Source organism: Autumnicola aciditolerans, from assembly GCF_041679265.1.
In the GTDB taxonomy this organism is placed as follows: Bacteria; Bacteroidota; Bacteroidia; order Flavobacteriales; family Flavobacteriaceae; genus Autumnicola.
Genome location: NZ_JBGFSM010000023.1, coordinates 1 through 23478, shown reverse-complemented (window position 1 = coordinate 23478; position 23478 = coordinate 1). Strand labels below are relative to the sequence as shown.

The following is a 23478-nucleotide window of genomic DNA, read 5'->3' as shown; positions in this document are numbered from 1 at the left end:
CAGATGAAGCTTCAAAACCACCAGGCCATTGGCTTTGTCCACCGTGACAAAGCACATACCCATATTCATATCTATGCTAACAGGATCAGTCTTACCGGGGAAGTCTATAAAGACAGCTTTATTGGAAAGCGAAGCCAGTTGGCGGCAGATCAAGTAGCAAAAGACTTAGGACTACAACGGGTTCAGGAAGTACAAAACCAAAGGCTCATGGAATTAAAAGGAATCCGGCAGGAGATCAAAAACATCAATGATAAAGTTCTGGGAACAAGGCCAAAATCCCTGGATGAGTATATCCATAAGATGAAGGAGCACAGGGTAAATGTTATTCCCACGATCAATAAATCCAACCAGCTTCAGGGCTTTCGGATGGAGTATAAAGGAATCAATCTTAAAGCAAGCGAAGTAGACCGCAACATGAGCGGGAACAGGCTTATCGCGCAAGTCTCACAAAACAGGAATTTCACCCTATTAAAAGAAGCACCGCAAAGCCTTCAGCTCCTAAACAAAACAGTACAACTGAGTTCAAATTTAACCACTAAAATAGCCAAGGATATTGTCAAAGGAGCTATAAAAGTAGTAAGAGATACCGGAATAGGCATGGGATATTAAAATTTTAAGCGATGAAAAAACTAGATGAAATCATGGAATTGATGGCCGATGAAATGGCTGATTTTAAAAAAGCTGTCCTGCAGCTTCAATTGCTTTGCGGGCAATTATTTGAGCTAAGCATTCCTATCAGCACGGAAGCTTTGGAAAACAACCTGGCTGCATTTCTGAAAAAACAGGAAGCGCAAAGCCAGGAAAGGGATGAAATCCTGAGAAGCATTGATAAGAAACTATACAATGCCCGGCTTATTCCTGATTACCTGCTTGTCGTTTTAACAATATTCGGAATATCTGCCCTGGGATTGATTGGATACTTTAGTTATTCCGCCAATGCACAACAGGAAGAAAGCTTTAAAGTTTACCGTATGATCAAGGAATCAGAAAATCAGCTGCAACAGGATTTTTTTGCGGCATATCCTGAAATCAAAGAAGAATATTGCCAGTGGCTGGAAGATCAAAAATAGCATTTGTCATGACAAAAGCTACTGTTGCAAATCCACTACTTTTTATAGTAAATCCTCTTGGAACCCCTGAAAAGAGGCAAAAATTTACAGTAAAAATATAAGAAGAATGCGCCCTATGCTGTTTTTATTTCACGCTTAACTTCCCGTACGCTATAAAAACAGCACAGGAACCATGCGCAGGTAAGTTATGGTAGATTTGGGGGCTATATTCCATTTTAAAATAATTTTATTGTATACTTTCATATATCCTTGCATCGGTGAAATATCTACTTTCCATATTCGCAATTAGCATTATTTTTCAACCAGCATTTCCGGTGGTGGAATACTTTTTTTAATTATGAATATATTTAAAAGGAACTTTGCGAAAATAAGGATCAACCGCAACTGGACTGTAACGGGAAAACCCTGCATCGAGAGAAAATATTGATAAAGTAGATCCATTGGTCCTCACCAGGAGCGCAGAAGTAGGTTTACGTACCACCGCTGTTAACAGATTGCATTCCACTCTTTCCTTCTGGTATTTAGGGTTGGATTCGGAACTTGTTTTTGTGGGTGACGCATTAGGTACCGAGGCTAATGACTCCAGCAGGTATTTAAGTATCGAGTGAGTTAATTATGATCGCCCTACTGATTTTCTTAGCCTTGACCTGGACTTTGTATTTAATACTTAATTCCAGGTTTACAAACGTTCCTGAAAATTATTTTGAATTTCCGGACGGCCTACCAGTGGAATAGTTTCAATTTTGCTTTAGATATATTAAATGTTCTCGATGCAGAAGATCCGGATATCAGCTACTATTATACTTCAAAGTTGAGGGAAGAATCCCAGCCAGTAAAAGATATTCATTTTCACCCTGTTTTACCGGTAACAGCAAGATTATCAGTATCCTTTAAATTTTAAATGTATTCTGAGATATTTTTTACTATTCGGCCGGTAAAGTTTAGAGTATTTCAGCACTGTCTTTGGGTATTCTCTATAATCTTACTTCGTGTCATCCATTTGAGAGGCTATAAATGGTATTTTGGGCGCAAGAAAATATCCAGTTAGGCTTGCAAACAAAATTGGGATAAAATAATCAAAACCTGTAAGGGTCGCCAATAAAATAGTAGTACTCATAGGAGTTCTGGTGACGCAGGCATTAATTGCAGCCATACAGGAAATTATAGTGAGGGAGAGATTAGTGTCTGGAAAAACATGGTGTATAATCAATCCCAAACTTGCCCCTACGAAAAACAATGGTATAATGAACCCTCCACGCCAACCTGAGGTCACGGTAACAGCGATTGCTATAATTTTAAAAAATAATATTCCTATAAGGAGCTTGAGCGGTAAATTATTCAAGAGCAATTCATTTATTTCATGATGCCCGAAATAACGAGTGAGGGGATAATAAAACGCAATAATCCCTAAAATTAATCCTCCTAAGAGTGTATCGATATACACAGGAAGTTTTAGTTTCTGGAAAATCGTCCTGAGCAATTTGGTGCAAAAAATAAAGATCCAAGCGATAAAAGTTCCCGCACCGGCAAAGAGTATAGCATAAGCAAAGTCAAATTTGTCCTGCATTTCGTAAGCAGGAAGATCCCAAATTGGACCAAGTCCAAGATGAATGATAAGAGCAAAAATTATATAGCTAAAACAACTAGCCACAAAAGCGGGGATGATTGCTTTATAATATTCAACTGCATGTTTATGGTGCAGGATTTCCAATGAAAATAAACTTCCTCCTAATGGAGCTCCAAACAATGCAGTAAACCCTGAAGCCATTCCAGCTATACTCAAAGATCGAAGGGCTTCCCCTTTTAATCGTAATAGCTTTCCAAGCCATGTTCCTGTTGAACCTGTTACCTGTACTAATGGGGCTTCGGGTCCAAGACTCCCTCCCGAGGCAACACAAAGTAAAGATGACAATACCATAGAGGGATTATTTTTTGGATCCAATCTTCCTTTGTTAAACCTGATATTATTGACTATTAGATGTATTTCCCCCGGATCTCCTATGAAATGAATAATAAAACCCGCAAGCAGACCTGAAATTGCCATGATGGGGATTACCTGCCAGCCCTCAAAAAATGACAAAAAATGGGTTAAATTTTCTAAGACAATCCAATAGGCACCAGAGATAATCCCACCCATAATTCCAAGGATTGCCCATAAAAGAAATATTCTACTAAAAAGGAAAGGATTAAATTTTAGGGGCTGATCTAAAATGTTTAAATAGGTAATTAATTTCCTCTTAGTATTTGTTTTCAACAGGACTGTTTTTGATATTGCTCAAATTTACAAATCATTTAAGATTAGTTATATTTTTAAAACCTCTACTTCTAAATAATTTCTCTGAAAGATGATTTAAAAGGTATTCAGCAGGTATAAAAAAGCCCGAATTTTTTTCGGGCTTAAAATCTAAATTATCGATATATCTATTAATCTTCCCATTCCTTTATTACAGAGCCTGATTCATCAAAGATTACGGTCTTCTCGTTAGTCCAACCTTTTTCAAGTTCAATTTCGAAGGTTTTCTTATTTCCTTCTTCAGTCATTTCTATAGAATCTATTTTATAACCGGAGTATTTATTGTTAATCGTGCCTGAAATGGAAGCAGGTAATTCATCTTCTCCGATTTCTTTTTCCAACTTAACCATGTTCCCGTTCCTGGAATACCATACTTGATGTTCTCTGCGGTTCTTATCAAACTCCACCTTGTAATTCTCACCTTCCATCTCCCATTCAACATCTTTCACGTTGGAATATTCTTTTTCAAATTTAGACATTAATTTTGAAGGAATTTCGTTCTTCGTTAAGTCCTGAGCATTTACTGCTGTGGTTGCAAACAGTGCAAGGACAGCTACTTTTAGAATCTTCATATCTTTTGTTTTTTAAATTTGATACAAATAAAGATGCTAAAACTGGAAGAAATTGGGAATCCATAATATTATGATATTACCAAATCTTTCCAGATTTCGGTTGTATTTTTAGAGGTAAAGCTTCGGAACATGAAAATACTTATTATAGAGGATGAACAGGAAATGCTGGAGAATATGCAGAATTCTTTAGAAAAAGAAGAATTTGTTGTAGAAACCGCCAGCGATTACAAAGACGCGGTCTCGAAAATAGGGGTTTACGAATATGATTGTATCCTGCTGGATATTTCCCTGCCCGATGGGGATGGGCTTCAGATTTTGGAAGAACTCAAAATAAAAGGAATTTCAGATAGTGTTATAATTGTATCGGCCAAAGATTCCTTGGATGATAAAATTAAAGGACTGGATCTTGGTGCCGATGATTACTTGCCAAAGCCTTTTCATATGGCAGAGCTTCACGCCAGGATCAATGCGGTTTTAAGGAGGAGAAAATTTGAAGGTTCTAATTCGCTGGAAATTGCGAATGTTTCTATTGATATGGATAAACATGTAGCCCATATTAATAAAACCGAAGTTATTTTAAACAGAAAGGAATTTGATATCCTGTTGTACCTGGCAATTAACAAATATAGATTGGTCAACAAATCTGCCCTGGCCGAACATGTTTGGGGGGATTATATTGACCAGAGTGACAATTTCGAATTTATTTATTCGCAAATAAAAAACTTACGGAAGAAATTGAATGAACATCAGGCTGAAATTGAAATCAAAGCTGTCTATGGCATAGGCTACAAATTGATGCTTCGATGAAATTACTGAATTATACTACCAGATATTTCGCTATTATCCTTTTTGTCCTTCTATCTATTTGGGCGGTAATCTTCTATTTTGAAATGTTAGATGAAATTTACGATAGTATGGATGACGGCCTGGAGAACCAAAAAATATTAGTGATTCGCCGTGCCAGGGAGGATGCTTCTGTCCTGGAAAAAAAAGAGTTTGGTGAAGGCTACTACACCATTAGAAAGGTTGAACCTGAAAACATCCATAATATCACTGATAATTATCGTGATACCCTTATGTATATGCATAATGAAGAAGATTATGAGCCGGTTCGTCTGTTGGAAAGCGTATTTCAACAAAATGGGGAGTACTATAAATTAAAAGTAATTACTTCTATGGTAGAGGAAGATGACCTTATTGAAGACCTGCTGTATTCCCTAATATGGCTTTATTTAGGTTTGGTTTTTTCTATCATTTTTCTCAACAATATTGTACTTAAAAAAATATGGAACCCTTTTTATAAACTTATAGAGGAGCTTAAAAATTTTCATATAGAAAAAGATGAAAATATACAGGTTCAGGATACTCCTATTGAAGAATTTAATTTACTGAATAAACAGATTCAACAGCTATTGCAAAAATCCAAGGATAGTTATATTGGGCAGAAACAATTTATTGAAAATGCTTCTCATGAGTTGCAGACTCCTCTGGCGATTTGCATCAATAAACTGGAATTATACGTTGAAAACAATGAGCTAAATGAGGAGGAGTTAAAACAAATTGCACCGGTACTGAATAATTTAGAGCGGCTGACCCGTTTCAATAAATCGCTGTTGTTGCTAAGCAAAATTGAAAACCAACAGTTTATTTCCGAAGAAACGATTTCAGTGAATATTATTATCCATCAGCTTATTGAAGATTTTTCAGATTTTGCAAAACATAAAGACATGGAATTCAGCATAGATTCCAAGGACGCTATAGAATTTAAAATGAACCGTGACCTCGCGATCATCCTGTTCACCAATCTTCTTAAAAATGCCATTATTCATGGAAAAGCAGGAAGTAATATTCATATTGAATTAGGTGCGGGGGAAGTAAAAATTTCCAATTTTTCTGAAAATGAAAGACTGAAGAAAAAGAACTTATTTTCCCGGCTCTATAAAATAAGCAACAGTAACTCTAATGGCCTGGGTCTAGCCATTACAAAGGCCATAGCCGATGAATACGACCTGGATCTCAAGTATTCTTTTGAGCAGAGGCATATATTCATCGTAGGATTTCCCAATAAATAATTTTTTCGAAAAAACGTTTCAGTGGTTTGAAATTCCAAATTCTTTCCAGTTTTAGATGACATCTTTGTTACATAATAAAACTAAAAGATAGAACTATGAAACGACTTTTTTTACTTACAATGATTTTGGCAGGTATGTTCATATCCTGCGATACCGATGACAGCCCGAATGTGGAAACACCTTCGGTAGTACTCAATACCTTCCAAAGAGAATTTCCCGAAGCGAAAGATATAGACTGGGAAAAATATAAGGAAAATTATAAAGTGGAGTTCGAAATAGAGAATATTGACCATACGGCTATTATTGCCAATGATGGAAGTTTAATTAAATATAAATATGAAATTTTGGCTTCTGAGCTTCCGGAACCAGTAAATCAAACTATAAACACCACTTACGATCGAAATAAAATAGACGACACGGAGATTCTAAAAATTGGTGAAGACACTTATTACCAGGTAGAGTTTGATAACAATTTCATGGACGATAAGATTATCTTCAATCCTACCGGAGAGGTGAATGCAGACGTGGAATATCTGAATTAGAAAAAATTCAGGCGCACCAGAATTTTAGCTTGGCGCCTGATATTTAAAATAGGAGAGTGCGGATTTTGGAAGGTTTTACTAATCGATGACTAAAATTATGAACAAAACAGCAATATGGATTATAATAGGGGTAATGGTATTATCCGGATTTTTAATTTTTTCATTCGACCGTAAAGGAATATTTTCAGAAAAAAAAGAATACTCTTATAAAGTTCAATTAAAATGGGAGCTTCCAGATATTTTGGCTGAAGTTTCCGGTATAGAATGGCTGGAAAATAATAGAATTGCCTGCATACAGGATGAAGATGGCATTCTTTTTATTTATAATCTCTCAACTTCTAAAATTGATAAAGAAATTAAATTTGCAGGCCCCGGGGATTATGAAGGTATAACCATCAATGGAGAAACCGCTTACGTGGTTCGTAGTGATGGGAATCTCTTTGAAGTACAGAACTTCAAGAATACCAATCCTGAAACCTTTAAAATCAAAACTTTTTTAACCGAAGAGCAGAATGTGGAAGGTCTTTGCCTGGATAAATCAAAAAACAGGCTTTTGCTTGCTATTAAAGATAAAGAAAAGGATCAGGATAACTATAAAGGCATTTATGCTTTTGACCTAAAGAAGAATGTATTGGCGAATACTCCTGTTTTTAAACTGGATATGAATGATAAGCTATTGGAAAATTCAGAAAAGAAAATGAGCAAAAAATTGCGTCCATCTGAAATTGAAATACATCCTAAAACCGGTGAAATCTATCTTTTGGATGCCAAAAATCACCAATTAATTATTATGGATAACCATGGGAATTTCCAAAAAAAATATGCTTTAAATAAAGACGAATTTAATCAACCTGAAGGACTCACTTTTAAACCAGATGGCAGCCTCTACATTTCAAATGAAGCCGGAAGCGATCCTGCTAATATCCTGGAGGTAGAATTGATAAAATAAATAGTATGAATACTACTTCACTGGAAAATGCTTCAGTAAAAAAGAGCAAAGTACCCTTATATATTTCCATTGCTATTGTTGTAACCCTGGTGGGCTCCTATTTTTTTATCCCGGGGGTACAACAATTTCTGGACGAAAGTTGGAATGTACTTACCAGTAATGATAATCAAAGAATAGAAAGTTGGGTAGATGGTTTTGGCTGGTTTGGTCCAATGTTGCTTGTTTTGTGTATGGTGGCACAAATGTTCCTGCTGGTAATCCCTTCTATAGCCCTTATGGTAGTATCTATACTAGCATATGGCCCGGTATGGGGAAGCCTTATTATCTTAGCATCCATATTTACCGCTTCCTCCATTGGATACTGGATAGGACGTTATTTTGGTCCTGTTATCGTGGAAAAATTGATAGGACATAAGACTGAAAAAAAGATTGCCGATTTTCTTGAAGATTATGGATTTTGGGCTGTAATCGTAACTCGGCTTAATCCATTTTTATCAAATGATGCAATAAGTTTCGTAGGTGGAATCTTAAAAATGGGCTATTGGAAGTTTATTGGTGCTACATTATTAGGAATAACACCGCTTACCATTTTTATTGCGATTATAGGAAAAAGCACCAATGGATTAAAAAATGGATTATTATGGGGTTCTCTGGTAAGCCTAATAATATTTGGAGCTTATGTTTATTGGGATAAGAAAAAGCGAGAAGATTAACTAAAGACTATATTTTCTTATGCTTACTTTCTGAAACTTTCTTCTCCTTCATTACAATAGTCCTGTATGGGAACGGAATTTCTATCCCCTCTTTATCAAATCGTTTTTTGATGCTTTCCAATACGGCAATTTTGAGTTCAAAGCAGTCATTAAAATTTTTTCCCCAAGCCCAGGCACGTACTGTAATTGAAAAATCATTGATTGCTATGACGGCAGTTTTAACGATTGGATGGTCATTTTTTTTATCTAGTGTAGACCTATTATCAAAAATAAGTGGATGATTTTCACATTCTTCACGCATTATTTTTTTAGCTAAATCAATATCACTATCATAGGAAATTCCAATTTCTATACGCTCACAACACTTAAGCTCACCCAAATCATAATTGATTAGTTTTTCTTTGTTAATTATGGAATTAGGTATAACGATCATCTTGTTTTCAAAGTTGCGAATTACGGTATGGCGTAAAGTGATATCTGTTACGGTACCTACCATCGTATCTGTAACCTTTATAAGATCGCCCACTCTGAATGGCTTAAAGGAAATTATAAAAACGCCTCCAACCAGATTGGCCAAAGCCTCCTGAGATGCTACACCAATCACAATTGCAACCACACCGGCACCACCAAGAGCTGTTTGGGCAACTCCGCGAAGTGACGGGAAAGCCATTAACCCAAACAGTATTCCCGCAAAATAAATGGCAAATACAGCTACATATCTTAAAAATTTATAGCTTGTAGGATCATATCTGTTTTGAATTTTTCTAATAATACTTCTTTTGAACCACAAATTGGTGGATGCTGCAGCCACAATAGTGAAGACTGCTAAAAAACCCAGGTATAAAACTAGCTTGAAATTTGCTATTATAATTGCATCTTTATCCCTTCCGACAAAAATAAAACTTAAGGCTATCAGCATTAATACGATCCATAAAGTATTGAAAATACGTCTGATTATGTTTACAGGTGTAACCTTTTCTCCAGGAAACTTTTCCTGTTCCTTTTTCAACAACCATTTGTGCAAAGCATTCGTTAAAATGTGCAAGACTAAGGCAATACTTATCACTATTGCTCCATAAATTATATGCAACTTATAAGTTTCAAGAAATTCCGTCATTATTTTCAATTCTTAGTTACAGTGCAAGTAATATTTTATTACACAGTAATTTTAACGCTAAAGGTGTTCATAATATTAAAGGAAACCGGAGCCAAAAATTTTATTTCATTATTGAAGTCAATTGAATCAATGTCTTTCTGAAATAACTATGTCCTTTTCTTTAGGTATATAGTAATCACTTTACCATCTTCCACGTTAGTACCTCCTTTGCAGTCTTTTCAGCCGCCCCAGATTATAATCTGAAACTACTACTTTGGCCAATTAGCAGCAAGTATTTGCACTTGGTATATGCACCATCGTCTACAATTACAGTTTTTTCTTCGAATAATGTTGATATAAACATAATAGCTGAAATTTTAAATGTTAAAAGACCATATGAAAGAGAAAGAACTGTCAAACTTGCTAGTGGAAGTGGATTTTAAAATTACTCAAAATAAACTGCTTCAAAGACAGCCAAAGCCGTTCTCTTGCCAACATTTAAACTAAAAATATCTCCATCTAGAGTATAATTATCTGCCAATTGCAATACATTAAGGAATTCCGATTCATTTATATTTACATCAGGACAGGCTTTCATGGTAGCAGCGATTTGTGAGAAATGTATATGGGTTCCTTTTGCCAGACTATAATTGCCTGAAAAAGAATTGCAGCCAGCAAATCCGGTAACTTGATTATTATCGTTTTTCAGGATAAAATAGGCTTCTTTTTCTTGGTTTTCGTCCATTTTTACAGCTTGTCCATCCAGTTTTATAAGCTTCCAGTATTTTCCGGTTATTTGCGGGATTTCTTTTTTAAAAATGGCCAATGTGCCGCGCCTGCCGGCCTTGAGCATTAAAGTATCCCCAGTAATGGAATAATCATTGGCACTTTCAAAAGCATTCAAAACCTCTCGTTCATCAATCTCCATGTCTGGACAGGCCACCCTGGTACTTGCAATTTGTGAAAATTGTATATGATTCCCTGCTGCCAGTGTGAAACCACCCATAAAAGTATTGCAGCCGGCAAAGCCATTTACTTTATTCTCTTCAGGATCCAGGGTGAAATAAACAGGAGCTTTATTAATAGGTATATCTTGTTCTGCTAGTTTAACTAAGATCCATTTGTGTTTTGTAATCATTTCTTTGTCCGGATCATTGTTATGTATTTCATTTGGTGTTTTTGTAGTATTACAACCTGCCGCTGAAATTATTAGTAGTGCGAGACTAATTATTTTACCTTTCATCTTTTTAATTTTTTATAAATTTTAGTGGTGGTAAACTTTTTCACTTCGAAAAGCTTTTTTTCTGAAAAATTAAATGAATTATAATGATTGACATAGATAATATTAGGCCAAGTACAGAAACCCCCATCCAACCAAAGGCTTCCCAGGTGTTCGCTCCCAAACTAGTTCCCACTGCACCTCCAATAAAAAAACTAACCATATAAATAGTATTCACCCGATTGCGGGCTTCAGGATTTTTAGAGAAAATGATATTTTGATTGGTAATATGTAAAGCCTGTAATCCTAAATCGATTAAAATAACTCCTATAATTAAGCCTATCATAGAATTTGATGAAAACAAAAAAATCACCCAGGATATGACTAGCAAAATTGCAGAGAATAGAAGGATCATGTTTTTATTTATTCTGTCATTTATTTTTCCAACTATTGTAGCTGCCATGGCTCCTACGACCCCTAACAATCCAAAGGCTCCGGTAACACCGCTACCATAACCAAAGGAATCTTCCATTAGAAATACCAGCGTAGTCCAGAATGCACTCAATCCGGCAAAAGCCAGTGCACCTCGAAATGCAGCGAGGCGCAAGGAGGCTTCTGTTTTGAAATAGAACCAAAGCGATTTCATTAAACTATTATAGCTACCATTATAGTTAGGATTTATACCGGGCAGTTTTTTTTTCAGTAAAAAGAAAAGAGCAAACATTATAATGGTTGCTGCATAATACATCATTCGCCAGCCAAACTGTTCTCCTATTAGACCACTAATTACCCGGCTTCCTAGTATTCCAATTAATAAACCGCTCATTACTATTCCGATTGCCCGGCCTCTACCTTTATCATCGGATAGTTCTGCTGCCATGGGAACAAATAGTTGTGGAATTGCAGAATTAAAGCCTATGAAAAAACTACTAATAATTAGTAAAAGCAGGGAATTTGAGATTGCCGCGCCTATTATGGAAGGGATCATAACCAGGAAGTCTATTCTCAATATTTTTTTATTGGAAATTTTATCCCCCAATGGAATGATAATAAACAAACCAATAGCATATCCTAATTGTGTAGAAAGCGCCACATTACTTACGGCGGACTCAGTTGCCTGAAAGGTAACTGCTATTTGGTGAAGTAAGGGCTGGTTATAATAAAGATTTGCCACAACCAGTCCGGCTGCAGCACTCATGAGATATAAAACGGGATCCATAAGCTGTTGTTTCATTAAAAGTCTTTCTAATTAGCTGCCTCGATAGGTAGAATAGCCATAAGCGGAAAGGGTAATAGGTACGTGATAATGGTTTTTGTCATTAATTTCAAATACTACTTGTATATAAGGATAAAAACTATCTATATCATGACTTTTAAAGTAGGCTTCAGTATAAAAAGTAAAACGATAGATCCCAGTATTATTTTTTGACGCTGATAAAAAATCGTTTATACGACCATTGTTCATTGTTCTCTTTTCAGAAATAAGCTTCCAGGTTTCCGAAGTTTGGTCCATTGCTTCCAGCCTTACTTTTACATTGCCAGCGGGAACCCCTTCAGAGATATCCAAAATATGAGTAGAAAGTTGATAATCTTTTTCTTGTCCGAAAGTGAAACTGGTAAGAAACATGAGAAGCGTACTAAGAACTATTTTTTTCATTTGAATGGTTTTATCCTTAAGGTTTTATAATGACCTCAAAAATAGAAACTCTGGAAATGGTGGACATTGATCTATGTCAACGTTTTTATAGTCTCGATTTGACACGGCTTAGGGTGGAGGGAGAAATGCCTAAATAAGAAGCTGCCATTTTGTTAGAAATTCTTTGAAGAATTTCAGGTTGATTTTTTATGGTCCATTGTACTTTTTCCAATGCATTAAAACCCTGAAAGCCATAAATACGCTTTTGAGAGGTTATAAAACCAAGCTCCAGTATTTTCCGGTATAGCCTATCAAATTCTGGAAATTGATTAATAAGTTCGTAAAATTCAGCACGGCGACAAACCAGTAGTTCAGATTTCTCAATGCTTTGTAAATATTCACCTGCTGGCTTTTGATCAATAAAACTTGGCAAAGCGGTGCAAAACATATATTCGAATGCAAAAAACCTTGAAATTTCGATCCCTTCAGAATTTAAATTGAAAATGCGAAGTATTCCTTTATTTATAAAATAAAATTCCTGGCATACTTCTGAATGATTTACTAGAATTTCATTTCGGTGAGCCAGTTTAGGGTGAAAATGAGTAGAGATATACTCTACATCGAGAGGATTTATTTTTGTTTCTTTTTTAATGTAATTTTTTAATAGGTTAAACATCTAATTTTAGTCTTTAAATAGTTTTTTATTGGTTTAGCACTTGGTTAAAAGGCTTTTTCACTATTCCTTTTGCTCCTTTTTTCGTTCATTTTCTTTATTCACAAACTCTTTATGCTGTATATCCCCTTCGATGTGCCTGGGCCTGTTATAGATATTCTGGAAAACCTCCGCTTTCCCATAGAGCGTAATAAGATCACCTGGAAGTATCCTGGAATTACCCGAAGGCGAACCTAAATAATCCATACCCTGGCGGTCTATTCCCAGCACTGTAATTCCCTCCTTTCTTAATTGGAGTTCTATTAAAGACTTATTGGCTAACCAGCTATCGGCTTCAACTCTTTTTTCACTCACATGATAATTATCGTGCAAATGCAGCACTGCGGCGTAATCCTGTACATTGATTTCCGTATATTTCTGGAGCATCCTGTTAATTATTTTAGAAAGACCGCGATCTACCCAGTCACTTCTAATAGCCCACCATAAAAATCCCAGACCGGCTACCACAATAAGGAGTCCGTAAAGTTTGGAGGTCAAGGTATCCGGTAATATGAAAGTTAGAATTAATGAGGACATTGCCGTTACAATACCAGCATTTCCAATTAGCATTAAAGTATATACAATCTTTCTACGAACAGGGTGGTTCATTATTTTCTCTGATTCAGCAGTACTAAAGCCAGTGCCAGTGTATGCAGAACGTGCCTGGAAGCGAGCACTTTGAGTAGATAAACCGGTGTGGGCAAGGGCAATCGCTGCAATTCTAGTGATAAGTGCAGAGAGAATGATAATAAGAAATAAGGTAACGGCAGCGATCATAAGCTCTAAATTTTAGACATCCAAAATAGGAAATTCCGAAATGTAAAAAATAAAATGTTGTGACAACATTTAACCGATAAGCTTTAATATTTTTCTTTCTTCAGAAAAAATTGCCGTAATAGTTTCATTTAACCGCAATATCCAGAATAAACAATAAAGAACCCACTGAAATAAATATCCATAGTATTATTCCAAATACAAAAGGTCTGGCACCGGTTTGTTTAATATCTTTTATTGAAAGGCTAGTACCTACCAAAAAAAGGGTGACAACGAGTAAACGTTTTGAAATCCCGGTAATACTCTGTGTAAGTACTGCGGGCAAATTAAAAAATGTGTTCATTAATATAGCCACAATAAAGAACAGAATAAACCAAGGAATGCTGATTCTTCCCTCCTTATTTTTAAATATAAACATCGAAATAAAGGAAACCGGGATTATCCAGAGGGTCCTTGCCAGTTTTACAGTTGTGGCCACCCTAAGTGATTCTTCGCCATACTCCAAGGCTGCACCAACCACAGAGCTCGTATCGTGTATGGCTACGGCAGCCCAGAGTCCAAATTGGTGCTGTGTCATGTGGAAAAAATGTCCGATAGCAGGAAAGATGAATAGAGCAATGGAATTGAGAAAAAAAACTACACCCAGAGCAAGAGAAATTATTTTTGAATTTGCTTTTATAACTGGGGAAACTGCAGCAATAGCACTCCCTCCACAAATAGAAGTACCCGAGGAGATAAGATGTCCCAGTCTTTTTTCAATTTTGAGAATTTTGGCAAGAAAAAATCCTAATATCAAGGTTGCAGAGATAGTAAGTATTGTTAAGGTGAACCCTTCCTTCCCCGTGTTCAGCGTTTCCATCAGGTACATCCCAAGACCAAGTCCTACTACAGAAATTTTTAAAAGGTATTGAACAGTTTGACCGATAAATTTCTCAAAAGGTTTACCTAAAAACAACGTAAACAGAAATCCCAGAATTAAGGCCATCGGGCTACTGACAAATCCGCTAAGGCATAACAGGATTAAGAGAATACATAGGATATTTATAATTGTTGTTCTCATCGCATCTTTTATTTGGTACAAAGGACGCGGGAATCAGCAGTTTTTGTGCGAAACAATTAATGATAGGCCATTACTTCTGGTTATAATGCTTCAGGAAAAGATTTTGAAGTTTTTGATTAGTTTTAGATTGAAAGCCTTGCCGGGACATAAAATAGAACCAACGTTCTATGCAAAACCCATCTATTTCAATGATACGCAACTGATTTTGCAGTAACTGCTGGCCAATGGCATGAATAGATAAAAATGCGAAATGTCTGGAGTAAGTAAGGTAGGACTTTATACTTTCAGTACTTCCCAATACAGAAGTGATATTGAGAGAATTAATCCCCTTTTTTAGGAGTGCTTTTCTAATCACTTCCAGGGTCCCAGAACCAGGCTCGCGTTCCACGAAGGGCAGATGTTTTGTTTGTTCAATATCTATAGTATCTTTAACATCCTGGTTATTAGCATTGGTGACCAACACAAGTTCATCTTTTACAAATTTTTCATAGTGCAAACGGGTATCCTGGTTTTCACCTTCCACGATACCGAAATCAAGCTGACCGGCACATACAAGTTCCTGTATTTTTTTCGTATTTCCACAAATAAGATCCATCCTGAAATCGGGATATTCTTTTTTTAGTGCAGCGGTTATTTTTGGAACTATATACTGCCCTATTGTAGTACTTGTCCCAAGTTTTATTGAAGAAGGCAAGCCGTTAGAGGAAGTGCTAAAAGCATTGGACATTTCAGCATAAATTCGAATTAACTTTTCGGTGTATTGTAAAAACAGATGGCCTTCAGGTGTAAGTTCTATATGATTCCCTTTTCTTTCAAAAAAAGCCGAACCATATTCCTCTTCCAGGTTCCTGATGGTTTTAGATACCGCCGGTTGGGAGATAAATAGATTTTCCGCGGTTTTCGTGAAACTTTTTGTGAATGCTACCTCTTTAAACACTTTTAATTTGTGATCCATTTTACAAAAATAATGCTTCTATAACTAATAGTTTGTTAAGGGTTAAAATCTCTAATTCTAAAATAAAATGGCGATTTCCTGTCCTGAATACTCATTGAAATTTTAAAGAATAAAATTCGCGTGTATTAGAGCCATATCTTTAAAGTTTTTAAAAGCTCTTCAGAAGCAAAAATTAAAAGAACGATTGAAGCATAGAGAAAAAGGGTAATTTATTGACAGCAGTTTAAGAACATCTTTGGCGGTCCTAATATTTTATTTAAGTACTTCGAGTCTCCTGAACAAAACCTTTGAGAAGTCTTTTTATAGTTGCCTTCTGTAGAGGGTTGGTACATTGGGAAGCCCATGATGGCAATACTAATTGATTATGTTGGCAATATTGTATTAGCCATATCGCACAATCATATCCTGTGGGATTGTTATCACCCAAATCATAATCAAAACAAATGGCATCTGGCAAACCGTTTTGTTTAATCCAATTTTTAAATTCACCTAAGCTTTTCACCCAAATGACATCCACATTTCTACCTACTGGACTATAGGCAAGCCAGTCCATCCTGGGATCCATTGGATTAATATTATCATCCAGCCATATTAATTTTTTTAATTTTTGTTCTTTAGAATCAAATGAGGGTGCAACCATTATTGGCTGTTCACGTTTTTCCGGCTTCTTTAAGATATTGATAATCCAGAATGGAATTGAAATAAGTTTTTTCAGGATTGCTAATGACATAGCTTCTAATGTTCTTGCCCCCTTTTTACTTGCCGACTGAAATTTATTTATAGAATTCCTATTCTCTCAAACCTGCCGGTAATGTTAAAAATATCCCATCAGGTTTTCCACCTTCTATTCCGGAACAGGAAGTATTATAATTTTAAAAACGAATCGTAAGGCTACCGCAAAGCATCCTATACGAATAGCATTATTTACCAAAAAATTGACGATTTTCATCAAGAGTTTTTATCTTAAAATGAGATTATTTCTTGTCCTGGTTTCGGAGAATAACTTAATCGTCGTTGGGATTCTCCATTTTTTGAAACCGCAGGATCATAATTACTAAAAATAGCACAATGCTGGCAAAAAAAATGATGCTGAACTTATTATCTTCCCAGATAACTCGATAAAACTCGCTATGCAGGTATACAGATCTACAAACGACTATAACCAAAACCAAACCTAAGCTCTTTAATAGTTTATTTTCCATATCACTTATTTTAAAAACCAGATAGCCCGATACTTGTTGCTCTGAAAATTAATCTCTTTTCTAAAACCAAAAAGAAAGTCTTTCTCGAACTACCTGGATCAACTAACAAACAGCAATTTTATCTCTTAATTTTAGCCTCTTCGATACTATCTTTTAAAAGCATGAAAGCTGATTGCTTTATGTTTCTGATTTCCTGGAAATGCTCTTCCAGCTTATTTTTAAACAATATATGAGACTTCAAAAAAGCGTTATCACACTGTACATCATCACATTCCTTCACCTGGGGCAATTTGCACTGATATTGAATACAGGTTTCTAAATAAAGCTCATTAGACTCCTTAATTTTTTGAAATTTTTTGAGCAGGTAATTAATATCCTTATTAGATCCTGTTTCCCTTATAACGCCAGAACTTATTAAAAGCAGATAAAAATCAATTTCTTTTAAGTAAAATTCCAGTTCTTCTCTCCAAAGCCATGCATCACCTTCCATAGTCATTTTTTGTATTTCCTCTTCATTGTGATGTTCCTGAATGTTGCTTATCATAATATTGGGTTTTTAAAATATAATCTTCCTGCGCCACCTTAATTATATCTATAGAACTATCCCCCACGGGAAATCTCCAGTCAATAGCGTCTCCCTCAGCATATCCAAAAAGTGCGAGACCCATGGGGGCAAGTATGGAAATTTTGTTATTTCTTATATCACTTTTATCAGGAGTGACAATTTGATAAGTCTTTTCTACCGCAAAAGGGGTTTGAATGGTGACGATAGAATTCAATCTAATCACATCACCCGGCATTTCTTTTCCGATGATAATTCTAGCGGCTTTCAATTCTTCATTTAATTTATAAATAGAGGCCTTATAAGTAGTGTCTTTATAATACTTGGCCAGGGACATGAGCTGCTTTAAAAATTCATATTCTCTCTTTTCTACAATCAATGCTCCGTATTTCATAGTTATGTGTATTAATCAGGTATTAAGGAAAAATTCCTCTTTGTTTATATGCGGTTTCAATTCGCGAAATGGCAAGAATAAATGCTGCCGTTCTCCAATCCACACTGCGTCGCTTAACTTCAGAATGGATCTTATGGAAATTTTCAGTAATTTTTTTCTCAATCTTGCCCATTACTTCTTCCAATTGCCAGAGTTCACCATTACGATTCTGCAACCATTCGAAATAGCTTCCAATCACTCCTCCGGAATTACAGAAGATATCAGGTATAATAGTCACACCATTCTTCAGCAATGTTTCTTCTCCATCTTTGTCTGTTGGCCCGTTTGCACCTTCAGCCACTATTGAAGCTTTTATCTTAAAGGCATTTTCTGCAGTTATCTGGTTGCCTAAAGCCGCGGGAACTATGATATTGCAGTCCAGACCAAAGAAATCTTCTGCACTTATTTCCACTGCATTGGTAAATCCTTTAATTGAACCCTTTCTTGGTTCACAATGTTGTGCCAGGGCTTCGGGATCAATACCATTTTCATTAAATAGTGTGGCATGGGCATCCTGTACGGCAATTAGTTTCCCGCCATCCTTTGTAATAAAGTGGGACGTCCAGTATCCGACATTTCCAAAGCCCTGGACTATAAATGTTTTATCCTTTAAGTTTTCTCCTTTAGTTTCCAGCAGGAGTTTTATACTGAGGTAAACACCGAATCCCGTGGCACGATCCCTGCCTTCCAGACCTCCCGATCCTACGGGTTTCCCGGTAACTACATGCTGGTTATGAGAACGTTCAGAAGTAGATATGGTAGACATGTAAGTATCGGCTATCCATGCCATTGTTTGGGCATTGGTATTCACGTCTGGTGCCGGGATGTCGTGTTCCGGGCCGATATTTTCACCTAAGGCATATGTAAATCGTCTGGTAATTCGTTCTAATTCTGAATCGGAATACTTCCTGGGATCGATTTTTATCCCGCCTTTGGCCCCTCCATAAGGAAGTCCTGCAAGGGAGGTTTTCCAGGTCATCCACATGGCCAGGGCCTTTGCTGCATCCATGTCTACAGTATCATGATACCGCAATCCGCCCTTGTAAGGTCCTAAGGCGTTGTTGTGTTGTACCCTATAACCTGTGAAAACCTCTACTTCTCCATTATCCATTTTCACAGGAAAATGGACAACGATCTCATTGTTGGTAATTCCCAGGATTTTCCTAATATTTGGATTTAAATCAATGAGGTCCGCAGTTCTGTTGAACTGGTTCATCACCGTGGTGGACATTGATTGCTTATTTTCTTTTTTAGTATTTAGCATAATTTTTTATTGAAAATGTTCGCAAAATAATTTTCTGTTCTCCTTCCAGGTGCAGTATTTCCGGTGATCGCAATTAAAGCATAAGCCTTTTAGCATCTCCTGGGGAAGCCGTTGTTGATTAAAATGATTTGGACTTGCAGCTATTGCTTTTTCCTTCGTTAATTCCATTTGGCATAAGTTTATTTTTCTTACTAGCTAAAAGACAAAGCTTATGCCCAAAACAATAATTTTCATTACCAAGAACCTCAAATCCCTTTAGATCAATCAGTTATTGTTTTAAAAAAATAAATTTTCAATAAAGAGACCGGGGAGAAATACCCCGGTAGAGGAGAAATGCCCCGGTTTAAAAGAAGTTTATTTCAACTTATTTCTGAGGGTTTTGCGATCTATCTGTAAAATTTCGGCAGCCCTGGTTTTATTATGGTCTACGCTGGAGAGGATTTTGAGTATATGCTCCTTTTCAACCTCATGGAGCGGCTTTAAAAGTTTAGCTGTTGTAGGTAAAGTATACTTGAGATGCTCAGGAAGATGATGAATATCAATAACTTTTTCACTCATTATAATAACACGCTGTACCATATTTTCCATTTCGCGGACGTTGCCCGGCCAATCGTAACGTTGTAAAACCTCTTCTGCTTTTTGTGTTATGCTAATATTGGATTTGCCATATTCAGCGGCATATTTTTTCAAAAAGTTCTGAACTAAAAACGGGATATCCTCTTTATGCTCCCGTAAAGGTGGAGTATGTATATTTACTACATTTAACCTGTAATAAAGGTCTTCCCTAAAACTACCATTTTTAACCATTTGAAGCAGGTTATTATTGGTGGCAGCAATAATGCGGATTTCTATCTTTTGGGCTTTCTGTTCCCCTATCCGGCGTACTTCTTTTTCCTGAAGCACGCGTAATAACCTGGTTTGAACGGATGGTGAAGCAGTACCAATCTCATCCAAAAAAATAGTTCCCCCTGCAGCTGCCTGGAAAAATCCCTGGCGATTCTCAGTGGCTCCGGTAAAAGCTCCTTTTTTGTAACCAAATAATTCCGATTCCAGCAATTCCTCGGGAATAGCACCACAATTAACGGCTATAAAGGGATTCGCTGCAAAAGCACCTTTATAATGAATGGCCCGCGCCACCAATTCTTTACCGGTCCCGCTTTCGCCCTGGATAAGAACGGTTGCACGATTATTTTTTACCCGCTCTATAATGTCAATAAGCTGGCTGATTTTATTAGATCGACCTATGATGCCGCCATATACCATTGATTCCCCGCCTGACTGATTATTATTTTCAGAATGAAGGGATTTTTTTGGAAGTGATTTTTCCACGGCTTTTTGGAGTTCTTCGGCTGTGAAAGGCTTCACCAGATAATCGAGTGCTCCCGATTTTATGGCTTTTAATGCCCCATCTATGGATGGATATCCAGTAATTACTAACTTTGGGACGTTGGCAAAATGTTCTTCCACATATTTTATTAGCTCCATGCCGCCAATTCCTGGCATTTGCAAATCTGTAATAAGCAGGTCTACGGAATTAGATTTAAGGATCGTGACCGCTTCAACCACTGATGCCGCTTTATAGGAATGAAAATTTAGATCCTGAAGCTGGCGCTGCAACAATTCCAGCATATCATAATCATCATCCACAATGAGGATATTTGCCTTTTTTAATGCCATAGTTTAACTTTCTAAAGGAAGCTTAACCCGAAATACAGTCCCTTTGGGATTATTGTCAAAAGTAATAATTTCCCCACGATGGCTTTTCACAATTCCGTGCACCACACTTAACCCCAAACCGGAACCCTCGCCTACAGGTTTAGTACTAAAAAAAGGTTCAAAAATTTTCGATTTAATATCGGTGGCAATTCCCGGCCCCTCATCTTTTATTTCTAACTGAAAATGACTTTTTGTACCTGAGACACTGATGGAGATCTTACTTTTCTTTGGAGAAACATAAATGGCATTGATAAGGAGATTGAATAAAACCTGCGTAAATTGAATGCCATCAATTTGTGCCTTAAGTTCCGGGTTATCAATCTGAAAATGATAATCAATACCAGCTTTTCCAAAATTTGGTCCTAACAATGCCAATGCCTGGTCAATTGCAGGTTTAATTTTAATAAATTCCCTATTTTGGGGCATTTCACAGGCAAAAAACATCAATTTTTTAACCACTTCGCGGGAATAAATTGCGGCCTTAATGATTTTTTCAATATCCTTTCGCGTCTGCACTTCTTCTGAATTGGATTTTACAAGTTCTGCAAATCCAAGGATGTTGCCCAGAGGGGTGTTGAGTTCATGAGCTATACCGGCAGTGATTTCTCCTAAAATAGAAAGCCGATCATTCCGTTCGGCACTTCTTCTCAGCATTTCTTCTTTTTTTGCTATTTCACGACGTTCAAAAAATTCGCTTATTTCAATGGCAATTTTGTCCAGAAGTTTCTGTTCTTCTTCTAAAAAACGAGCGCTGCTTATTTCATCCGTATTATAATGAACTTTTATAACACCTTTATTTTCATTGAAGAGATGAATATTGCTTTGCTGAAAAATCGAATTTACTGGAATGGCTGAAGTTAATATATTATAATCCTCAAATTCCACTTGAACAATGGCATGATCTGGGAATAGCCAGGCTCGTTTGGTAATTTCACAAATTTCTTCCAGTGTTTCTATAATAGAATTGGAATGCTTGCGAATAGCAGAAGATAGTTCATAAAGACAGGAAAGTTCTTTTACACGTTCTTTTAGCTTCTTGGATATGGAGATTTCATTTGTCATTTAATAGAGGCTTAATCCATAAAAGATTTCGGATCTTCATTTTTAATTTTCACCTATTATATATTAAAAATCCACAACACTGTTTAAAGCTCGATCTGTTTCCTGGCTAATAAAATAAGACTGATATATCATGGTAGTAGTAACTGAAGAATGTCTATATAGTTGTTGGAGCATTTGTATTGGAATTTTATCCCCCGCAATATTGCCAAAACTATGTCTGGAAATGTGCATTGTTAGCTTTTTTGTAATACCAGCTTTTCTTGCTATTTCTTTTAATTGACCATTCAGCCATTTGTTGGCAATTTTTGCTTTGGCATACATTTGTTTTTGATCATTAGGATCAACAACTTTCAATTCCGGAAAAACGAAGTCATCCGCACCTCTTCTATATTGAGTATACTGGTTTAAAATAGAATGAATTTTATCAGGAAGTTGCAGAGACACCAATTTTGAATTTTTATTCATTGTATAATGAATGCGGTTGTCATAAATATCACTCCACCGGATCTTCAGCACATCGGCAACTCTGATTCCTGCCAAATAGAAACTAAAAAGCCAAACATTCCTCGTATGATTTTCTTCTTCAGTTAATTTAGTAAGACTCTCAATGCTCTGGATTTCTTGAATCGTCAATCCAATTTTCCTTGTCTCTGGAAACTTAATTTTTATTTTATCTTTCCCGAAAGGATAGAATTTTCGATCAATTAAACCTTGCCGGATAGCCTTATTAAAAAGCAGGCGGATTAATACAAGATGGTTTGCTATAGTCCTTTCTGATAACTTTTTAGAATTTCTTAAAAAAGTGATGTACTTTCTGAGAAAGCTTTCGTTGAGATCCTGAAAAGAAAGTTGGTGTGATTTTACAAAACTTGCAATGTGACCAATATATGCCTTATCTACAGTAAGACGGCCGTATTTACCATTAGCTTTTATTTCCTCAATGTGTGCATCTGCAACATCAAAAAAATTTTTATCAGAATTCAGGAATAAAATCTCTTTCTTAATTTGAGCTGCGGAAAAATCTTTTCCTTCTGCCTGTAATTCTAAAAGAAATTTATTCGTTTTTGCCAGTATGGTTAAGAGAAGATGATTTAAACGGGGAGCGTTAGGATGAGACTTTTTTACAAGATTTTTGGCGTCATCCCAATGAGTTAAAATAATATAGTGTCCTATATAAAGGTAAGATGTTTTTCTGAATTTGGTTATTCTAATCGCCAGAGGGTAAAGTCCTTTTGTATTAGGTTTCTTCCGTAATGTTATAGATGCACTTGAATTCATAAATCCTATAATTTCCTTATTAAAGATAAACTTTTTTGGTACAACATAGGTACAACAAATCGTGATATTACATGCATTTTAATGAAATTATTTGAAATTAAAATTTAATTAATTACTTGATATTCAAATGTTTTAGTTTACTTTGTATATATTCTTAAACAACTTAGGATCTAGTGCCTTACGGTGTGAGAGTTCGAGTCTCTCCGCCCGCACAGCAAGCAAAGAAGCCGTCTCATTTACCAAAATGAGGCGGTTTTTATTTGGTGTCGGTTTTAACTAAGATTTTATGTTTTTTCTC

The 23478-nt window shown here is 36.2% G+C and carries 24 protein-coding genes; 7 read left to right on the top strand and 17 right to left on the bottom strand.

Annotation, left to right across the window (positions count from 1 at the left end):
• Together AB8M93_RS17565 and AB8M93_RS17560 are read left to right on the top strand one after the other, a co-directional pair.
• A partial coding sequence (locus AB8M93_RS17565; RefSeq protein WP_373060122.1) for a relaxase/mobilization nuclease domain-containing protein occupies positions 1-609 on the top strand: 609 nt, incomplete at its 5' end.
• A gap of 11 nt (positions 610-620) precedes the next feature.
• The gene (locus AB8M93_RS17560; RefSeq protein WP_373060120.1) at positions 621-1070 is read left to right on the top strand and encodes a DUF6730 family protein; all 450 of its coding nucleotides are present in this window, start codon (positions 621-623) and stop codon (positions 1068-1070) included.
• 982 nt (positions 1071-2052) lie between these two features.
• Here AB8M93_RS17560 and AB8M93_RS17555 read toward each other — a convergent pair.
• Together AB8M93_RS17555 and AB8M93_RS17550 are read right to left on the bottom strand one after the other, a co-directional pair.
• Positions 2053-3324, bottom strand: a complete 1272-nt coding sequence (locus tag AB8M93_RS17555) for a chloride channel protein (RefSeq protein ID WP_373060118.1) — start codon at positions 3322-3324, stop codon at positions 2053-2055.
• A gap of 170 nt (positions 3325-3494) precedes the next feature.
• A complete protein-coding gene (locus tag AB8M93_RS17550; protein WP_373060115.1) occupies positions 3495-3935 on the bottom strand; it encodes a PepSY-like domain-containing protein in 441 nt (146 codons plus the stop codon).
• 129 nt (positions 3936-4064) lie between these two features.
• Between AB8M93_RS17550 and AB8M93_RS17545 the strand changes: the two genes are divergently transcribed.
• The 5 genes from AB8M93_RS17545 to AB8M93_RS17525 all read left to right on the top strand — a co-directional run bounded on the left by AB8M93_RS17545 (position 4065) and on the right by AB8M93_RS17525 (position 8211).
• Complete coding sequence (locus AB8M93_RS17545) at positions 4065-4742, top strand: response regulator transcription factor (RefSeq protein ID WP_373060113.1); 678 nt, start codon at positions 4065-4067, stop codon at positions 4740-4742.
• Complete coding sequence (porY, locus tag AB8M93_RS17540; RefSeq protein ID WP_373060111.1) at positions 4739-6007, top strand: PorY family sensor histidine kinase; 1269 nt, start codon at positions 4739-4741, stop codon at positions 6005-6007. The genes AB8M93_RS17545 and porY overlap by 4 nt, the downstream gene beginning before the upstream one ends.
• A 95-nt stretch (positions 6008-6102) precedes the next feature.
• Positions 6103-6549 carry a hypothetical protein gene (locus AB8M93_RS17535; protein WP_373060109.1) on the top strand — a complete coding sequence of 149 codons (447 nt, stop codon included), beginning with the start codon at positions 6103-6105 and terminating at the stop codon, positions 6547-6549.
• A 97-nt stretch (positions 6550-6646) separates the two neighbouring features.
• A complete protein-coding gene (locus AB8M93_RS17530) occupies positions 6647-7498 on the top strand; it encodes an SdiA-regulated domain-containing protein (RefSeq protein WP_373060107.1) in 852 nt (283 codons plus the stop codon).
• A gap of 5 nt (positions 7499-7503) precedes the next feature.
• Entirely contained in the window at positions 7504-8211 is a 708-nt protein-coding gene (locus tag AB8M93_RS17525) for a TVP38/TMEM64 family protein (protein WP_373060105.1), read from the top strand.
• 7 nt (positions 8212-8218) lie between these two features.
• Here AB8M93_RS17525 and AB8M93_RS17520 read toward each other — a convergent pair whose 3' ends face one another.
• The 15 genes from AB8M93_RS17520 to AB8M93_RS17450 all read right to left on the bottom strand — a co-directional run bounded on the left by AB8M93_RS17520 (position 8219) and on the right by AB8M93_RS17450 (position 23180).
• On the bottom strand, positions 8219-9328 hold the full coding sequence (locus AB8M93_RS17520) for a mechanosensitive ion channel family protein (RefSeq protein ID WP_373060103.1): 1110 nt from the start codon (positions 9326-9328) through the stop codon (positions 8219-8221).
• A gap of 424 nt (positions 9329-9752) precedes the next feature.
• Positions 9753-10550: an META domain-containing protein gene (locus AB8M93_RS17515; protein ID WP_373060101.1), complete on the bottom strand. Its 798-nt coding sequence runs from the start codon at positions 10548-10550 to the stop codon at positions 9753-9755.
• A gap of 40 nt (positions 10551-10590) precedes the next feature.
• Positions 10591-11760: an MFS transporter gene (locus AB8M93_RS17510; protein ID WP_373060099.1), complete on the bottom strand. Its 1170-nt coding sequence runs from the start codon at positions 11758-11760 to the stop codon at positions 10591-10593.
• Positions 11761-11775: 15 nt separating this feature from the next.
• Positions 11776-12183 carry a hydroxyisourate hydrolase gene (gene uraH / locus AB8M93_RS17505; protein ID WP_373060097.1) on the bottom strand — a complete coding sequence of 136 codons (408 nt, stop codon included), beginning with the start codon at positions 12181-12183 and terminating at the stop codon, positions 11776-11778.
• 85 nt (positions 12184-12268) lie between these two features.
• Complete coding sequence (locus tag AB8M93_RS17500) at positions 12269-12838, bottom strand: Crp/Fnr family transcriptional regulator (RefSeq protein WP_373060095.1); 570 nt, start codon at positions 12836-12838, stop codon at positions 12269-12271.
• A 60-nt stretch (positions 12839-12898) separates the two neighbouring features.
• Positions 12899-13651, bottom strand: coding sequence for a TrkA C-terminal domain-containing protein (locus AB8M93_RS17495; protein ID WP_373060093.1), 753 nt, complete (start codon positions 13649-13651; stop codon positions 12899-12901).
• Positions 13652-13775: 124 nt separating this feature from the next.
• Complete coding sequence (locus AB8M93_RS17490; protein WP_373060091.1) at positions 13776-14708, bottom strand: YeiH family protein; 933 nt, start codon at positions 14706-14708, stop codon at positions 13776-13778.
• Positions 14709-14778: 70 nt separating this feature from the next.
• On the bottom strand, positions 14779-15663 hold the full coding sequence (locus AB8M93_RS17485; protein ID WP_373060088.1) for a LysR substrate-binding domain-containing protein: 885 nt from the start codon (positions 15661-15663) through the stop codon (positions 14779-14781).
• A 256-nt stretch (positions 15664-15919) separates the two neighbouring features.
• Positions 15920-16393: a cyclic-phosphate processing receiver domain-containing protein gene (locus AB8M93_RS17480; protein WP_373060086.1), complete on the bottom strand. Its 474-nt coding sequence runs from the start codon at positions 16391-16393 to the stop codon at positions 15920-15922.
• A 590-nt stretch (positions 16394-16983) separates the two neighbouring features.
• On the bottom strand, positions 16984-17409 hold the full coding sequence (locus AB8M93_RS17475; protein WP_373060084.1) for a hypothetical protein: 426 nt from the start codon (positions 17407-17409) through the stop codon (positions 16984-16986).
• Complete coding sequence (locus tag AB8M93_RS17470) at positions 17378-17821, bottom strand: GreA/GreB family elongation factor (RefSeq protein ID WP_373060082.1); 444 nt, start codon at positions 17819-17821, stop codon at positions 17378-17380. Before AB8M93_RS17470 ends, AB8M93_RS17475 begins: the two co-directional genes overlap by 32 nt.
• Before the next feature lie 22 nt (positions 17822-17843).
• Entirely contained in the window at positions 17844-19124 is a 1281-nt protein-coding gene (locus tag AB8M93_RS17465; protein ID WP_373060080.1) for a Glu/Leu/Phe/Val family dehydrogenase, read from the bottom strand.
• A 354-nt stretch (positions 19125-19478) separates the two neighbouring features.
• The gene (locus AB8M93_RS17460) at positions 19479-20801 is read right to left on the bottom strand and encodes a sigma-54-dependent transcriptional regulator (protein WP_373060078.1); all 1323 of its coding nucleotides are present in this window, start codon (positions 20799-20801) and stop codon (positions 19479-19481) included.
• Positions 20802-20804: 3 nt separating this feature from the next.
• On the bottom strand, positions 20805-21902 hold the full coding sequence (locus AB8M93_RS17455) for a sensor histidine kinase (RefSeq protein ID WP_373060076.1): 1098 nt from the start codon (positions 21900-21902) through the stop codon (positions 20805-20807).
• 63 nt (positions 21903-21965) lie between these two features.
• Complete coding sequence (locus tag AB8M93_RS17450) at positions 21966-23180, bottom strand: phage integrase SAM-like domain-containing protein (RefSeq protein ID WP_373060074.1); 1215 nt, start codon at positions 23178-23180, stop codon at positions 21966-21968.
• Between the last annotated feature and the right edge of the window lie 298 nt (positions 23181-23478).

What these genes read in the sequence shown, in the direction of transcription:
- AB8M93_RS17530 (WP_373060107.1), top strand. Translation starts at nt 6,647, where the DNA reads ATGAACAAAACAGCAATATGGATTATAATAGGGGTAATGGTATTATCC.
- AB8M93_RS17475 (WP_373060084.1), bottom strand. Translation starts at nt 17,409, where the DNA reads ATGATAAGCAACATTCAGGAACATCACAATGAAGAGGAAATACAAAAA.
- AB8M93_RS17525 (WP_373060105.1), top strand. Translation starts at nt 7,504, where the DNA reads ATGAATACTACTTCACTGGAAAATGCTTCAGTAAAAAAGAGCAAAGTA.
- AB8M93_RS17520 (WP_373060103.1), bottom strand. Translation starts at nt 9,328, where the DNA reads ATGACGGAATTTCTTGAAACTTATAAGTTGCATATAATTTATGGAGCA.
- AB8M93_RS17460 (WP_373060078.1), bottom strand. Translation starts at nt 20,801, where the DNA reads ATGGCATTAAAAAAGGCAAATATCCTCATTGTGGATGATGATTATGAT.
- AB8M93_RS17480 (WP_373060086.1), bottom strand. Translation starts at nt 16,393, where the DNA reads ATGTCATTAGCAATCCTGAAAAAACTTATTTCAATTCCATTCTGGATT.
- AB8M93_RS17470 (WP_373060082.1), bottom strand. Translation starts at nt 17,821, where the DNA reads ATGAAATACGGAGCATTGATTGTAGAAAAGAGAGAATATGAATTTTTA.
- AB8M93_RS17490 (WP_373060091.1), bottom strand. Translation starts at nt 14,708, where the DNA reads ATGAGAACAACAATTATAAATATCCTATGTATTCTCTTAATCCTGTTA.
- AB8M93_RS17535 (WP_373060109.1), top strand. Translation starts at nt 6,103, where the DNA reads ATGAAACGACTTTTTTTACTTACAATGATTTTGGCAGGTATGTTCATA.
- AB8M93_RS17500 (WP_373060095.1), bottom strand. Translation starts at nt 12,838, where the DNA reads ATGTTTAACCTATTAAAAAATTACATTAAAAAAGAAACAAAAATAAAT.
- uraH (WP_373060097.1), bottom strand. Translation starts at nt 12,183, where the DNA reads ATGAAAAAAATAGTTCTTAGTACGCTTCTCATGTTTCTTACCAGTTTC.
- AB8M93_RS17550 (WP_373060115.1), bottom strand. Translation starts at nt 3,935, where the DNA reads ATGAAGATTCTAAAAGTAGCTGTCCTTGCACTGTTTGCAACCACAGCA.
- AB8M93_RS17515 (WP_373060101.1), bottom strand. Translation starts at nt 10,550, where the DNA reads ATGAAAGGTAAAATAATTAGTCTCGCACTACTAATAATTTCAGCGGCA.
- AB8M93_RS17465 (WP_373060080.1), bottom strand. Translation starts at nt 19,124, where the DNA reads ATGCTAAATACTAAAAAAGAAAATAAGCAATCAATGTCCACCACGGTG.
- AB8M93_RS17510 (WP_373060099.1), bottom strand. Translation starts at nt 11,760, where the DNA reads ATGAAACAACAGCTTATGGATCCCGTTTTATATCTCATGAGTGCTGCA.
- AB8M93_RS17455 (WP_373060076.1), bottom strand. Translation starts at nt 21,902, where the DNA reads ATGACAAATGAAATCTCCATATCCAAGAAGCTAAAAGAACGTGTAAAA.
- AB8M93_RS17450 (WP_373060074.1), bottom strand. Translation starts at nt 23,180, where the DNA reads ATGAATTCAAGTGCATCTATAACATTACGGAAGAAACCTAATACAAAA.
- AB8M93_RS17545 (WP_373060113.1), top strand. Translation starts at nt 4,065, where the DNA reads ATGAAAATACTTATTATAGAGGATGAACAGGAAATGCTGGAGAATATG.
- porY (WP_373060111.1), top strand. Translation starts at nt 4,739, where the DNA reads ATGAAATTACTGAATTATACTACCAGATATTTCGCTATTATCCTTTTT.
- AB8M93_RS17560 (WP_373060120.1), top strand. Translation starts at nt 621, where the DNA reads ATGAAAAAACTAGATGAAATCATGGAATTGATGGCCGATGAAATGGCT.
- AB8M93_RS17495 (WP_373060093.1), bottom strand. Translation starts at nt 13,651, where the DNA reads ATGATCGCTGCCGTTACCTTATTTCTTATTATCATTCTCTCTGCACTT.
- AB8M93_RS17485 (WP_373060088.1), bottom strand. Translation starts at nt 15,663, where the DNA reads ATGGATCACAAATTAAAAGTGTTTAAAGAGGTAGCATTCACAAAAAGT.